Below are 12,971 nucleotides of genomic sequence, written 5' to 3' on the forward strand. Positions count from 1 at the left end.
ACGAGGGGCGCAGCCCCCACTTGCCGCAGGCACGCGCAAGATCGCGGGCCTGCCCGTGAAGACCATCAGGAGAAGTCATTTGATGAAGACCCGTCTCGCCACTACGTTGGCTGCCGCCGTGCTGGCATTCGCCGGCGCCAACTTGGCCCAGGCCGCCCAGGTGTCCGGTGCCGTGGGTGCCACTGGCCAGGGCGACATGACCTACCGGATCGGGATGTCGTTCGACTGGGACAAGAAATGGCTGGAAAGCAGCACCGGCCACCTGACCGGTTACTGGGACGCGGCCTACACCTACTGGGAAGGCGGCGAGGCCAGCGGCGCCCATTCGCTGTCGTTCAGCCCGGTGTTCGTCTATGAGTTCAGTGGCTTCACCTACACACCATTCATCGAAGCCGGTATTGGTCTGGCTGCATTCTCCAAGACGGATGTGGGCGACCAGCGCCTGGGTTCGTCGGTGAACTTCGAGGACCGGATCGGTTTTGGCCTGAAACTGCCGGCGGAGCAGAAGATCGGTATTCGCGCGATGCACTATTCCAACGCTGGACTGAAGCAGCCTAACGATGGGATTGAGTCGTACTCGTTGTTCTATAGCAAAGGGTTCTGATTGTTGTTGCGGTCTTAGCGCTGGAAATTGGACAGAAGCCAACGGCGGGTATGACAGTCGATGGCTTCCATTGCATGTTCGAGTCGGGAAGGCCCACCACCGGGGTTAACGGTCACTAATTTCGCTAGCCTCGGATTCCCGTCTGGTACGCTGTAGTTCATTTTGAATTGTGAAGATTGGTAAGGTTATATTGGGGAGAGAGGATGCGTTGTCTGATCCCCCCGCCGATGCTTCATTGACCGTAAGCAAGTTCAGAAAGGTCTGAGCATCAGCTGCTCGGCTGGCAGCGATCTCTGAATGGTTGGTGCTCCACTCAGTAGTCAAACGACCAACAATTGCACTACCTGCACTGAGTCCTCCCAGGATGTTGCCTCCCCCCGGCATCGAGAGGCCCACAAGGGATGTGATGAGGTTCGTTCCGTCGGCTACTGGCGACGCCACGGCTTTAATGGCGTCAGTCGTAGAGAACGCTTCGGGCGGTTGAACACCATTGGTGATGGGCCGTCGGCTTTGATTAATTAACTCGTTGGCCCTCGCCACCCGCCTGTTGGTCCTTAGAACGTTCAGTGCAACGTCCAGATTCTTTTCAAACTTGTTGAGCCATATCAGTGCCGTCCCATGTAGCACATTGAACACATCAAATGTGCCTGTTGGATCTCGATGGTTCACCGGATCCCCCTTGCAATAGGCATATGCATTAAGACCGCCGGCCCCGAATGGACTCAACCGGTCGGGAGAGTGAAAGCGCATAAGCCTCGGATCGTAGTTGCGGTGGCCATTGCCCAGGTGATAGACACCGGTCTCTGGATCGCGCAGTTGGCCGCAATAGGCCAAGCTGGCCCCCGACGCTGTTGTCAGTACGCCATAGGGGGTATAGGCCCTGAAGCATCCGGCACTTCCCAGTACAGACTGCTGCCAGTCAGTGATCGACAGATTGAGAGTCGCCAAGGAAGTCGCTCCGCTGCACAGGGATGTTCACCCTAGCATCGGTCTGAACCTCGGGTAACTGGCAGAATTGCCAGGTGGTGGATCGGGTGGGCAGGTACGCGGCAGGTTGATTCACCCGCTCGCGCCTGCCCAAACTGGCGTTTCAACGCACCGCCTTGATCGCCAGCACATTGCATAGCGGGTGTTCCAGCACATGCGCCGTGGTGCCGCCGAGAAACGCCTGCAAGGCATCGTGCCGGTGGTTGCCCATGACGATCACATCCACCCGGTGGGCCGCAATGTACTGGGTGATGGCCTTGACCGCCGGGCCTTCGAGGAAGTGGCGGCGCTCCAGGTCGATCTGGTAGTGGTCGCCCAGGCGATTGAACGCCGTGCGCTGGGCCGTGCGCACGCTTGTGTCGAAACCGGGCATGGTCACGGTGCCGGCGCCGAAGTCGGCGATATGGGTCCTGGCCGCATCACACACGTGCAACAGGTGCAGCTCGGCGTTGCACTGCAGGGCCAGGGCGTGGGCGCTGCGGATCACCTGGTCGTCCAGATGCTCGCCAGTGCCATGGCAGTTGAGGTCGACCGCCGCGGCGATCTGCCGGGGCAGGGGCAGGCGGATGTCGCTGACCAGGTGCACCGCCACCGGGCTGTCCTTGAGCAGTTGCCAGTCCAACGGGGTGACCAGCAGGCGCTTGAGGATGGGTTCGTGCTGCACGTCCTTGACCAGCAGGTCGCAGCCCAGGCGCTCGACCTGCTCGAGCACGCTGCCCAACGGGTCGCGGGTCAGCAGCAGTTCGGTGGAGACATCCAGGCCGGCATTGCGCAGTTGTTCGGCCTCGTCGGCCAGCCACTGGCGGTTGTCCTCGAGCAGGCGCTCGCGCTCGCGGCCGTCGCTCATCAGGCCGAAGGTGTCGACATCGTCGACGAAGACATTGAGGTCCAGCAGGGCCCCGCTGGATTCGGCCAGCGCCGCGGCGCGCTGCAGGGCAGGCGTGTGGCGCATCTGCGGGCCGAGCATGACCAACAATCGCTTGAACTGGCTCATCTCACACCTCCACGTGTGGCAGCCCCCTGTTCAGTCTAGACCCGCCGCCGGTGAAATCCCGTGGAGCGACGGCGGGTCGTCTTTCAGTGCGGCGCGCGCGGGATGGTCTTGAGCAGGTCTTCCGGGCTGATGTGCCCGACCACCTGGGCCACCGCGCTGCCCGGGGTCGGCAGGTCGATGATGTGGCTCTTCATCTTGCCGATCACGTGCATCTCGCAAGGCTTGCAGTCGAACTTCAGGGTCAGCACCTCGTCACCCTGGATCAGCTGCATCGGCGCCACCTTGGTGCGCACGCCGGTCACGCCCTTGGCCTGCTTGGGGCACAGGTTGAAGGAGAAACGCAGGCAGTGCTTGGTGATCATCACCGGCACTTCGCCGTGCTCTTCATGGGCCTCGTAGGCGGCGTCGATCAGCTGCACGCCGTGGCGGTGGTAGAAGTCGCGGGCCTTCTGGTTGTAGACGTTGGCCAGGAACGACAGGTGCGACTCGGGGTACACCGGCGGTGGCGTGGTCTCGGCCTTGCGTCCGCCCCGTGGGTGCGCCTTGACCCGTGCTGCGGTCAGCGCCTCGATGGCTTCGCGGCGCAGGGCCTTGAGCTGCGAGTTGGGGATGAAGTACGCCTGCGGCGCATCGAGCTCGATGGCCGTGGCGTGGTACATCGTGGTCCCCAGCTGGCCGAGCAGGTCGTGCAGTTGGTCCAGAGCCTGCTGTGGTTTGTTGGCGGCACCGAACGGTCCGTCGAGGGCCACTTGCACACTGACACCCTCTTCACTGCTGAGGGTGAGCATCAGGCGTTGTTCGCGCAGTACCGCATGCCACTCGACACCGACCCGACGCTCGGCGGAGGTGCGCTGCAGCGCCTGCTGCCAGTTGTGGTCGAGGTTGCGCGACAGCGGGTGGTTGGGGCGCAGCTTGTACAGGCCCTCGGGCATCTCGTTGGGTTCGACGCGGTAGCGGTAGCGCTTCTGGCCGTCTTCCTCGGATTCGCTCTTGAGTTCGGCGATGTTGGCGCGGAAACCCACGACCTCACGCTTGACCAGCACGTTGAGGCCGTCGCCGTTGGTCAGTGGGACATCGGTGGCCACCAGCAGGTCGCGTTTGCCGACTTTCTCCACCACGCCCACCGGCAGGCCGGTGAAGGTCGGCGAGTCGAAGGCGCCGATGTCGATCTTGCGATCACTGACGAAGTAGTCGGTGCTGCCACGGTGGAAGGTCTTGTCCGGGTCCGGCACGAAGAAGTGCTCGGTACGCCCGCTGGAGGCGCGGGCCAGTTCAGGACGGTCCTCGAGGATGGCATCGAGTTCCTTGCGGTAGTGGGCGGTGATGTTCTTCACATAGCCCACGTCCTTGTAGCGACCCTCGATCTTGAACGAGCGCACGCCGGCATCGACCAGGTCGCGCAGGTTGGCGGTCTGGTTGTTGTCCTTCATCGACAGCAGGTGCTTCTCGAAGGCCACCACGCGGCCCTGGTCGTCCTTGAGGGTGTAGGGCAGGCGGCAGGCCTGGGAGCAGTCGCCGCGGTTGGCGCTGCGCCCGGTCTGGGCGTGGGAAATGTTGCACTGGCCGGAGAAGGCCACGCACAGCGCGCCGTGGATGAAGAACTCGATGGCCGCGTCGGTCTCGGCGGCGATGCTGCGGATCTGCTGCAGGTTCAGCTCGCGGGCCAGCACCAGCTGGGAGAAGCCGGCCTGGTCGAGGAACTTGGCCCGCTCCAGGGTGCGGATGTCGGTCTGGGTGCTGGCGTGCAGCTCGATCGGCGGGATATCCAGCTCCATTACCCCCAGGTCCTGCACGATCAGCGCGTCGACACCGGCGTCGTACAGCTGGTGGATCAGCTTGCGGGCAGGTTCGAGCTCGTTGTCGTGGAGGATGGTGTTGATGGTGGTGAATACGCGGGCATGGTAGCGGCGGGCGAACTCCACCAGTTCGGCGATATCGCTGACCTCGTTGCAGGCGTTGTGGCGCGCGCCGAAGCTTGGGCCACCGATGTAGATGGCGTCGGCGCCGTGCAGGATCGCCTCGCGGGCGATGCTCACGTCACGGGCAGGGCTGAGCAGTTCCAGGTGGTGCTTTGGAAGGGACATGTCGTTATAGGTTCGGGCTGTCACGGTAAGGCGGGCATTGTAGCGGTGAAATGGCCCGACGGCACCTTCAGGGTGCCGGGTGGCCTTTATCGTGGGGCAGGCAGGTCAGCCCTTCGCCGCCATTGCCGTGACCTCGACACGCATCCCCTCGAACGCCAGCGAAGCCACGCCCACCGCCGCGCGCACCGGCCACGGCTTTTTGAAGAACCGCTGGTACACCTCGTTGAAGGCGGCGCGGTCGGCCATGTCGGTCAGGTAGATGGTCAGGTGAAGCACTCGGTCCATCGAGCTGCCGGCCCGTTCCAGGGCGACCTTGAGCGCCTGCAGGGTGCATTCGCACTGGGTGGTGATGTCGCCCAGCTCTAGGCTGCCGTCGGCCTGCACGGGGATCTGGGTGCTGACCAGGATGCCGTTGTACTCGGCAACGTCCGAGGAGATCGAGTCGGCGTCCGGGTCTGGGGTGTAGATGATGTCGCTGTTAGCCATGGGGTTTCGCCTTGCAACGGAAGGAAACCGCCAAGCCTACGCGAGCGGGGCGGTCTGGTCGAGGCGCGGCGGCCGGTCGCGGGCATTTGAAATACGCGGCGCGGGCGGTCAGAATCGCGCCCCGACCCGGCCACAGGCGCCGGGCCCAGGTTGTCAGAAGAGGCTTGCGTTGAACGAACACACATTGTCCATGCGTCTGGAGCGCGTGGCCGCCCATGTGCCGGCCGGGGCGCGCCTGGCCGATATTGGCTCGGACCATGGCTACCTGCCAGTGGCGCTGGTGCGCCGCGGTGCGATTGTCGCGGCGGTGGCCGGCGAGGTGGCGCTCACGCCTTACGAGGCTGCACGGCGCACCGTGCGTGAGAACGGCCTGGAGGATCGCATCACCGTGCGTCATGCCAGCGGCCTGGCGGCCATCGAGCCGGGTGATGGGATTACCGCGATCAGTATCTGTGGCATGGGCGGCGAGACCATCCGCGACATTCTCGAAGCCGGCAAGCAGTACCTGGGTAGTCATGAGCGCCTGGTCCTGCAACCCAACGGCGGCGAGCCCGCGTTGCGTCAGTGGCTGATGGGCAACGGCTACCGGATCGTCGACGAGGAAGTGCTGCGGGAAAACCGCTTCGACTACGAAATCATCGTCGCCGAACGTGCCGAGGCGGTAGCCTACACGGCCGAGCAGCTGTACTTCGGTCCGCTGCTGATGCAGGCGCGCAGCCCGGCTTTTCTGTTCAAGTGGCAGCGCATGCTGCGCCAGAAGCAGCAGAGCCTGGACAACTTCGCCCGGGCACGCCAGCCGGTACCCGAGGACAAGGTGCGCGACATCACCCGCCAGGCCGGTTGGATCCGCGAGCTGCTGACCTGAGCCCATTCATTTCGGGTTGACCACGCTGGCGGGCACCTTCAGCACCAACATGCCACCGAAGACGATGGCCACGGCCAGCACCTGCAGGGCCAGGCCCGGGTTGGCGGTGCTGTCGCGCATCCAGCCGATCAGGTAGGGCGCGGCGAACGAGGCGATGCTGCCGAACGAGCTGATCATGGCGATGCCGGCGGCCTGGGTGCCACCGGCCAGGAATGCTGGCGGCAGTTGCCAGAACATCGGCAGCGCGGCGCTGGCGCCCATGCCGGCGATCACCAGCCCGGTCATCACCAGCAAGGCATTGCCCGGCGCCGACCCGGCCAGGGCGATGCCGGCGGCGGCCATTAACAGTGGCACGCACAGGTGCCAGCGGCGTTCGCGCTGGCGATCCGAGGAGCGCCCGCAACCGAGCATGAACAGGCATCCGGCCAGATAGGGGATGGCGCTGAGCAGGCCGACCTGGCCATCGCTGCCGATACCGGCGCCATGGATCAGGCTGGGCATCCAGAAGGCCAGGGTGTTGACCGCCAGCATCACCGCGCAATACACCGCCACCAGCAGGCAGACCTGCGCGTTGCCGAGCAGACCGGCCAGCGAGCTGATGGGTTTGTGCCGCTCCTCACCGGCCATTTCCTCGCGCAACGCCTGCTTTTGCCCGGCATCGAGCCAGGCGACCTGCTCGAAGCTGTCTGGCAGGCACTTGAGCACCACCAGCCCGAGCAGCACCACCGGCAGGCCCTCGATCAGGAACATCCATTGCCAGCCGCGCAGGCCGCCCTGGTCGTGGAAGGCCTGGAGGATGCCGCCGGACAACGGCCCGCCGACCACGCCGGCCAAAGGCACGGCAATGGCGAACAGCGCGGTGATCTGGGCACGACGCCGTGCCGGATACCAGCGGTTGAGCACCACGAGGATGCCGGGGAAGAAACCCGCTTCGGCCACCCCCAGCAGAAACCGCAGGACATAGAAGCCGGCGGCATCCTGCACCCACATCATGCCGGTGGACAGCAGCCCCCAGACCACCATCAGGGTGGCGATCCAGCGCCGCGGCCCGACCCGTTCCAGGGCCAGGTTGCTGGGCACGCCGAACAGCGCGTAGGCGATGAAGAACAGGCCGGCGCCCAGGCCGTAGACCGTGTCGGAAAAGCCCAGGTCAGCGCTCATCTGCATCTTGGCGAAGCCGATGTTGATGCGATCCAGATGGGCGAACAAGTAGCACACCAGCAGCAGCGGCATCAGCCGCCAGGTGATGCGGGCATGGGAGGCGTCGCAGGCGCGCACGGACGTGGCCGTGGAGGTTTCTATCGTATTCATGGTCCGGGACGTTCTTGTTGTTGTCCCGGCAGATCATGCGGCGGTGTCGCGGGCGGGCAAATGCACTTTCAGCAAGATGGCTGGTATTTTTCCCAGGGCTTACAGCTGCGAGCAGTTGCCCATCTGTCGGTAGTCGACTTCACGGGTCTGGCCCTGGTGGTCGACGTAGACCATGTGCGCGGTGCCCACTTGGCAGTCGGCGTCATTGCTGGCCGGGGTGATCGAGATGACCTTGGCGATGTCCAGCGGCATGCCGTATTCGTAGGTGCTGGCGGTGGTGTCGGCCAGTGCGCCAAACGAGGCGAGGGTGGCGCTCAGGGCGAGCAGGGCGATCGAACGTTTCATGACAGGTTCCTCATTTATTGCGGATGGCTAATGATCCATTCATTTGTGTTTCACAATAAATGGGCTATCCCGTGATAGATTGCTGCCTTTCATGTATGAATGAGGCTGCCTGCCCATGGACATGCTGCATGCGATGCGAACCTTCGCCCGGGTAGTGGAGTGCGGCAGCTTCGCCGCGGCGGCCCAGGCCCTGGATATCTCTGCGGCACAAGTGTCGAGGATCGTCGCGGAGCTGGAGAACCAGTTGCAGACCCGCCTGCTGCACCGCACCACCCGACGCCTGCGCATGAGCGAGGCGGGGGAGCGGTTTTTAGAGCGCACCCGGCAGATCATGCTGCTTACCGAGGAGGCGGTGGACGAGGCCCGTGGCGCCCACCTCACGCCTCGCGGTCACCTGCGTTTCCATTGCACCCATGGCCTGGGGTTGCTGATGATGCCGCTGGTGGCGCGCTACAACGCCACCTGCCCGGAAGTGGTGATGGAACTGACCCTGTCACAGCGCAACCCCGACCCGCTGGCCGAGGGGCACGATGTGGTGATCACCATCGGCCAGGGCCTGCCGGACTCGCAGCTGATCGCCATCCCGCTGGGCAGCATCCACAGCATCCTCTGTGCTTCCCCGGAGTACCTGGCCCGCCACGGCGTGCCCGAGCGGCCTGAGGATTTGCACGAGCACATCTGCCTGCGCACGGTCGACCCGCTGTTCGAGGAGGACTGGTCGTTCGAGGGCCAGCCCGACAGCTGTGTGATCGTGCCCCAGGACACCTTTCTCACCAACGTCGCCGACGCCATGCTCAAGGCTACCGAACTGGGCATGGGCGTGGGGCTGCTGCCGTACTACTCGGCCAGCCAGGCCATGGAGGAAGGGCGCCTGTGCCGGCTGCTGGCGCCGCACCGGCTGCGCCAGCGGGAAATCTACGCGATCTACCCGTCGCGGCATTACCTGGACGCCAAGGTGCGCACCTGGCTGGACTTTCTCAAGGAGCAGTTGCCGTTGCTGTTTGCCGAGCACCAGCGCATTGCGGATGAGCCTCGCTACTGGCGCTGACAGACATCGAGGGGCAAGCCCGCTCCCACAAGGGCCTGTACAGGCTTGGTGGGAGCGGGCTTGCCCCGCGATGAGGCCGGTACAGCCAGGTCAACGGCTATCCTGATCCTCGGCGCTGCCGCCCGACGCCCCGGCTCCGGAACCTGTAGCTTCCCCCGTGCTGTTGGAGCCTCCAGCAGCGTCGTCGGCAGCATCGGAATCGCTGCCGGTATCACTGCTGTCGTTATCCTTGCTGCCACCGGGATTGTTGATACTGCCATCTTCACCGGCGGTCTTGCCCTGGTCTGTGGCGTGTCCGCTGTGGCTGTTGCCATCGTTCATGTCGGTCGCGGCAAGGCTGAGGGTGGCGCCGCCACCGAGCAGCAGCGCCAGCATCAAGGCGAGGGGGCGTGGATTGACCATGATGAATCTCCTGTCGGATGACCTGTCATGGTTGGGCTGCCACGGTGGTGCCAAGGTGCCCGTCAAGCGACGGGCGGTCCTTGGCGCGGGCTTTCAGTGGGCGTCGTGACGCTGCGCCTGCTGGCCATGCGTGGCGTCCATTGCCTCCAGCGTCGGGTGCTCCTGGGCCGCGTGCATCAGGTCCTCGGTCACCCGCAGTTCCGCGCCGGTCGGCGAGAAGGTCGCGGTCGGCGCGAACGGCGCCGGGTGCTCCGGTGCCGGGCGCTTGCCACGACGCCAGAGGAAGAAACCGACCATGGCCAGGTTGATCACCGCGAAGGCCCAGAACAGCCCAGCCTCGCCGTAGGCGGTCATCATCGGCGAAATGGCCAGCGGCGCCATGGCCGAGCCCAGCGAGTTGATCAGCAGCAGCCCCTGGATCATTGGCACCAGCGCATCGGCCGGGGCTCGGTCGGCGGCGCTGCTGACCGCCACCGGGTACAGCGCGAACACGCCGCCGCCGAGCAGGAACAGCAGCGCCGGCAGCAGTACGGTGTCGGCTGGCAGCAGCACGATCAGCACCGACAGCACGGTGCACAGGGCGGCCAGGGCGATCAGCACGTCCTGGCGGTCCTTGCGGTCCGACCAGCGCCCGACCGGGTACTGCAGCAGCATGGCGCCGAGAATGACCCAGGCCATCATGTCGCCGACCTTGCCCACATCCAGGCCGATACGCTGCAGGTACAGCGGCAGCAGGGCATAGATGCCAGCGATGGCGACCCCCGAGCCGAAACAGCCGACCAGCCCGGTCGGCGCCACGCCCAGCAGTTGCCGCGGCTTGAGCGGCTCGACCTGGTCCAGCAGCGGCGATACCCGCGGCAGGATCACGATCGGCAGCACCGACAGTGTGGCGAGCATACCGGCGACCATGAACGGCGCGGTGTCGCCCCAGCCGGTGACCTCGCCCAGGCCGGCCTGAGCGATCACCCCGGCACCGTAGAAGGCGATCATGTACAGCGCCAGCAGGCGCCCGCGGATCTTGGCGTCGCCGGCCAGCAGCAGCCAGCTCTCGATCACCAGGAACACCCCGACCGCGGCCCAGCCGCTGATCAGGCGCAGGGCGAACCACCAGGTGGTGTCATAGAACAGGCCCTGCAGCAGGATGGTCGCGCCGATCAGCGCGGCGAAGCTGCTGTAGGCGCGGATATGGCCGATGCGCAGGATCAGGCGGTCGTTGAAGATCGCCCCCAGGGTCAGGCCGATGAAGTAGGCCGAGGACACCACGCCGATGGTGGTCGCCGATTCGCCGGCGGCGCCCAGGCGCAGGGTGGTCAGGGAAGACAGCACGCCATTGCCCAGGGCAATGATGAACAGGCCGAGCAGGGGTGCCAGCGCCATCGCCAGCAAACGCACAGACATAGTTACCTCAAGGTTGAAAAGAGCTCAGATGCGCCTTTTCGGCTGCACGGGCCGGGTCGTGGCGGCGTGCAGTGCGGCCTGGGCGGGCTGCGACCTTGGCAAGATTCAACCGCGAACCTGATGCAGGCAGGTCGGGCGGGGGCGGTTGAGCCTGTGGCACATGCGCGATGTGATGAGGCACGGACGCTGTCTTTGCGGGCGGTTGCCACCGGCTGGGGCGACGGGCGAAAAGGAGGCGGGATTTTAAGGCCTGTGCAGGATTTGCCAAGTAGGAAAAGGCTGCGACGAGTGGCCGCAGGGGCGTCAGTCCAGCCTGTGCGCCGCCAACAGCAGGGATTGCGGCATCTGGCTCTGCGGATGTTGCGGCTCCTGCAACTCCTGCAGACCGAATCCGGCCTGCTCCAGTGCCTTCAGCCAACTGCCCAGGGTGCGGAAGTACCAGGGCATCGGGCGCCAGTCGCCGGTGAAACCGGCAAACGACTCCTCCCGCCAGCCATCCTGGTAGTGGCCGGCAGCCGCCGTCCACGGGTGCAGGGTCTGGATCAGCAGCGTGCCGCCGGACAGCAGCAAGGTCCGTATGGCGCAGAGCAGGGGGATGATGTCTTGTTGCAGCAGGGCGAAGTTGGCGCACACCAGGTCATAGCCCTGGCCGATGTCCACCGCGCCTTCGATCAACTGCCGGTAGCTGGCCAGGTGTACCTGCGGCGAGCCCGCCGAGTGTGCGGCGGCGACCAGCGTCGCATCGCCATCCACGCCGACCGCGTCGATGCCCCGTGCCACCAGGGCCCGCAGCAACCAGCCCTCGCCGCAGCCCAGGTCGAGCACCCGCGCAGGCTGACGGCCCAGTACGGCCAACAGTATCGCCTGGTCGGTGACCTCGCGTCGGGAGGCGATTGCTCCGGAGCGTACGGCTTCGATCCAGGCCTGGGCGTTGTGCTGCCAGCTGTCCAGCAGGGGATCGGTGGTGGGCATGCTTGGGTCCGATAAGGGCGGGTGGTTCCAGCATAGGTCAGTCTTGTGTCCGGGGCCCTTTGCTCTGCACACTGGCGCACCTGCGAAGGAGCATGGCATGGCACTTGCGAAAGCGGATTTCACCACGCGCCTGCTGGTCGATGCCGGTATCGGCCCTGGCATGCGCGTGCTCGACGTTGGATGCGGCAGCGGCGATGTGAGCTGGCTGCTGGCCCGGCTGGTGGATGGCGATGGCGCGGTGGTAGGCGTTGACCAGGCGGCTGATGCCCTGGAGCTTGCACGTAAGCGTGAGACACCCAAGGGCGCGGCGATACCTGAGTTCGTCCAGGCTGACCTGCAGGCACTGCCCGAGTCCCTGGGGTTGTTCGACGCCATCGTCGGGCGTCGGGTGCTGATGTACCAGGCGGAGCCGGTCAAGGCCCTGCGCCTGTTGGCCCGGCACCTGCTGCCCGGTGGACTGATGGTGTTCCAGGAGCACGACGGCAGTCTCACCCCGGCCAGCCTGGAACCCTTTGCGTTGCATCGCAAGGCCCAGCAGTGGCTGCAACGCATGCTGGCCCATGAGGGGGCCGACCTGCACATCGGTTTCAACCTGCATCGGCTGTTCAGCGAGGCGGGACTGGCGGTCGAGGACCTGCGGGCCGAAGGCCTGGTGCAGACGCCCGACAGCGCCTATCCCCTGGCCGATATCGTTCGCGCCTGCCTGCCGCGGATCATCGGCCATGGCGTGGCTACGGCCAGGCAGGTCGGGATCGATACGCTGCACGCGCGGCTGGAGGCCGAGCGGCTTCAGTCGCGGGGCATCTACATAGGCGACATGGCCTTTGGCATCTGTGCGCGCAAGCGCTGAACAATGTGTTTATTTGATCAAGGAGGTATCGGATGGCGCAGTACACCGCACAAGTGACCTGGAATCGTGACGGGCAGGATTTTCTCGGTAACCGCTACAGCAGGCGGCATTTGTGGCGTTTTGATGGTGGGGTGGAGGTGCCGGGCTCGTCCTCGCCCCATGTGGTGCCTTTGCCGATGTCGGATGCCTCGGCGGTGGACCCGGAGGAGGCGTTTGTCGCGGCGTTGTCGAGTTGCCATATGTTGTGGTTCCTGTCCCTGGCGGCCAAGCAGCGGTTTTGTGTCGAGCGGTATGTTGATGATGCCCTCGGGGAAATGGCGCTTGATGGGGCTGGGCGGATGGCCATGACCGTGGTGACCTTGCGGCCTTTGGTTGAATTTTCCGGGGAGCGGAGGCCTAGTTTTGAGCAACTGGAGCGGTTGCATCATTTGGCGCATGAAGAGTGTTTTATTGCTAATTCGGTGAAGACTGAAGTGCGGTGTGAGCCGGTGGTTTCTGGGTTATGTGTTGGCGTTGATTATTGATTGTTGATTGTTGATTGTTTTGATAGTTGTATGCGCATTCATTTGCGATGTCGACGCTTATTCACCTTTCCGCCCTTACGGCGGGTAACTTTTTGAAGGAT

The 12,971-nt window shown here is 64.7% G+C and carries 14 protein-coding genes; 5 read left to right on the forward strand and 9 right to left on the reverse strand.

Going from position 1 to position 12,971, the window contains the following annotated elements; genetic code table 11:
• Positions 1-82: 82 nt before the first annotated feature.
• Positions 83-604: an acyloxyacyl hydrolase gene (locus HU735_RS14960; protein WP_050705601.1), complete on the forward strand. Its 522-nt coding sequence runs from the start codon at positions 83-85 to the stop codon at positions 602-604.
• 105 nt (positions 605-709) lie between these two features.
• On the opposite strand, the gene HU735_RS14965 is transcribed toward HU735_RS14960, so the two are convergent.
• The 4 genes from HU735_RS14965 to HU735_RS14980 all read right to left on the reverse strand — a co-directional run bounded on the left by HU735_RS14965 (position 710) and on the right by HU735_RS14980 (position 5,155).
• Positions 710-1,552 (reverse strand): RHS repeat-associated core domain-containing protein, encoded by an 843-nt coding sequence (locus HU735_RS14965; RefSeq protein ID WP_238349824.1) that lies wholly within the window; start codon positions 1,550-1,552, stop codon positions 710-712.
• A gap of 142 nt (positions 1,553-1,694) precedes the next feature.
• Complete coding sequence (locus HU735_RS14970; RefSeq protein ID WP_186714137.1) at positions 1,695-2,585, reverse strand: universal stress protein; 891 nt, start codon at positions 2,583-2,585, stop codon at positions 1,695-1,697.
• 83 nt (positions 2,586-2,668) lie between these two features.
• Complete coding sequence (locus HU735_RS14975; protein WP_186714138.1) at positions 2,669-4,669, reverse strand: U32 family peptidase; 2,001 nt, start codon at positions 4,667-4,669, stop codon at positions 2,669-2,671.
• 105 nt (positions 4,670-4,774) lie between these two features.
• Entirely contained in the window at positions 4,775-5,155 is a 381-nt protein-coding gene (locus tag HU735_RS14980; RefSeq protein ID WP_050705604.1) for a RidA family protein, read from the reverse strand.
• 169 nt (positions 5,156-5,324) lie between these two features.
• On the opposite strand from HU735_RS14980, the gene HU735_RS14985 reads away from it, so the two are divergent.
• A complete protein-coding gene (locus HU735_RS14985) occupies positions 5,325-6,020 on the forward strand; it encodes a tRNA (adenine(22)-N(1))-methyltransferase TrmK (RefSeq protein WP_346655367.1) in 696 nt (231 codons plus the stop codon).
• Positions 6,021-6,026: 6 nt separating this feature from the next.
• Here the strand turns inward: HU735_RS14985 and HU735_RS14990 are convergent, their stop codons facing one another.
• Both HU735_RS14990 and HU735_RS14995 read right to left on the reverse strand, forming a co-directional pair.
• The gene (locus tag HU735_RS14990; protein ID WP_186714139.1) at positions 6,027-7,331 is read right to left on the reverse strand and encodes an MFS transporter; all 1,305 of its coding nucleotides are present in this window, start codon (positions 7,329-7,331) and stop codon (positions 6,027-6,029) included.
• Positions 7,332-7,430: 99 nt separating this feature from the next.
• Positions 7,431-7,676 (reverse strand): DUF2790 domain-containing protein, encoded by a 246-nt coding sequence (locus tag HU735_RS14995; protein ID WP_110738166.1) that lies wholly within the window; start codon positions 7,674-7,676, stop codon positions 7,431-7,433.
• 115 nt (positions 7,677-7,791) lie between these two features.
• Between HU735_RS14995 and HU735_RS15000 the strand changes: the two genes are divergently transcribed.
• Positions 7,792-8,724 (forward strand): LysR family transcriptional regulator, encoded by a 933-nt coding sequence (locus HU735_RS15000; RefSeq protein ID WP_050705608.1) that lies wholly within the window; start codon positions 7,792-7,794, stop codon positions 8,722-8,724.
• A gap of 90 nt (positions 8,725-8,814) precedes the next feature.
• On the opposite strand, the gene HU735_RS15005 is transcribed toward HU735_RS15000, so the two are convergent.
• The 3 genes from HU735_RS15005 to HU735_RS15015 all read right to left on the reverse strand — a co-directional run bounded on the left by HU735_RS15005 (position 8,815) and on the right by HU735_RS15015 (position 11,496).
• A complete protein-coding gene (locus tag HU735_RS15005; RefSeq protein ID WP_186714140.1) occupies positions 8,815-9,126 on the reverse strand; it encodes a hypothetical protein in 312 nt (103 codons plus the stop codon).
• Between the two features lie 93 nt (positions 9,127-9,219).
• Entirely contained in the window at positions 9,220-10,524 is a 1,305-nt protein-coding gene (locus HU735_RS15010) for an MFS transporter (RefSeq protein ID WP_186714141.1), read from the reverse strand.
• 303 nt (positions 10,525-10,827) lie between these two features.
• Positions 10,828-11,496, reverse strand: coding sequence for a class I SAM-dependent methyltransferase (locus HU735_RS15015; protein WP_186714142.1), 669 nt, complete (start codon positions 11,494-11,496; stop codon positions 10,828-10,830).
• Positions 11,497-11,593: 97 nt separating this feature from the next.
• On the opposite strand from HU735_RS15015, the gene HU735_RS15020 reads away from it, so the two are divergent.
• Complete coding sequence (locus HU735_RS15020) at positions 11,594-12,346, forward strand: methyltransferase domain-containing protein (RefSeq protein WP_186714143.1); 753 nt, start codon at positions 11,594-11,596, stop codon at positions 12,344-12,346.
• Positions 12,347-12,378: 32 nt separating this feature from the next.
• Positions 12,379-12,870, forward strand: coding sequence for an OsmC family protein (locus HU735_RS15025; protein ID WP_186714144.1), 492 nt, complete (start codon positions 12,379-12,381; stop codon positions 12,868-12,870).
• Positions 12,871-12,971: the final 101 nt, after the last annotated feature.

It is taken from the genome of Pseudomonas sp. BW16M2 (assembly GCF_014268865.1).
GTDB lineage: Bacteria > Pseudomonadota > Gammaproteobacteria > Pseudomonadales > Pseudomonadaceae > Aquipseudomonas > Aquipseudomonas peradeniyensis.

What these genes read in the sequence shown, in the direction of transcription:
- HU735_RS14980 (WP_050705604.1), bottom strand. Translation starts at nt 5,155, where the DNA reads ATGGCTAACAGCGACATCATCTACACCCCAGACCCGGACGCCGACTCG.
- HU735_RS14970 (WP_186714137.1), bottom strand. Translation starts at nt 2,585, where the DNA reads ATGAGCCAGTTCAAGCGATTGTTGGTCATGCTCGGCCCGCAGATGCGC.
- HU735_RS15005 (WP_186714140.1), bottom strand. Translation starts at nt 9,126, where the DNA reads ATGGTCAATCCACGCCCCCTCGCCTTGATGCTGGCGCTGCTGCTCGGT.
- HU735_RS14975 (WP_186714138.1), bottom strand. Translation starts at nt 4,669, where the DNA reads ATGTCCCTTCCAAAGCACCACCTGGAACTGCTCAGCCCTGCCCGTGAC.
- HU735_RS15010 (WP_186714141.1), bottom strand. Translation starts at nt 10,524, where the DNA reads ATGTCTGTGCGTTTGCTGGCGATGGCGCTGGCACCCCTGCTCGGCCTG.
- HU735_RS15000 (WP_050705608.1), top strand. Translation starts at nt 7,792, where the DNA reads ATGGACATGCTGCATGCGATGCGAACCTTCGCCCGGGTAGTGGAGTGC.
- HU735_RS15015 (WP_186714142.1), bottom strand. Translation starts at nt 11,496, where the DNA reads ATGCCCACCACCGATCCCCTGCTGGACAGCTGGCAGCACAACGCCCAG.
- HU735_RS15025 (WP_186714144.1), top strand. Translation starts at nt 12,379, where the DNA reads ATGGCGCAGTACACCGCACAAGTGACCTGGAATCGTGACGGGCAGGAT.
- HU735_RS14995 (WP_110738166.1), bottom strand. Translation starts at nt 7,676, where the DNA reads ATGAAACGTTCGATCGCCCTGCTCGCCCTGAGCGCCACCCTCGCCTCG.
- HU735_RS15020 (WP_186714143.1), top strand. Translation starts at nt 11,594, where the DNA reads ATGGCACTTGCGAAAGCGGATTTCACCACGCGCCTGCTGGTCGATGCC.
- HU735_RS14960 (WP_050705601.1), top strand. Translation starts at nt 83, where the DNA reads ATGAAGACCCGTCTCGCCACTACGTTGGCTGCCGCCGTGCTGGCATTC.
- HU735_RS14990 (WP_186714139.1), bottom strand. Translation starts at nt 7,331, where the DNA reads ATGAATACGATAGAAACCTCCACGGCCACGTCCGTGCGCGCCTGCGAC.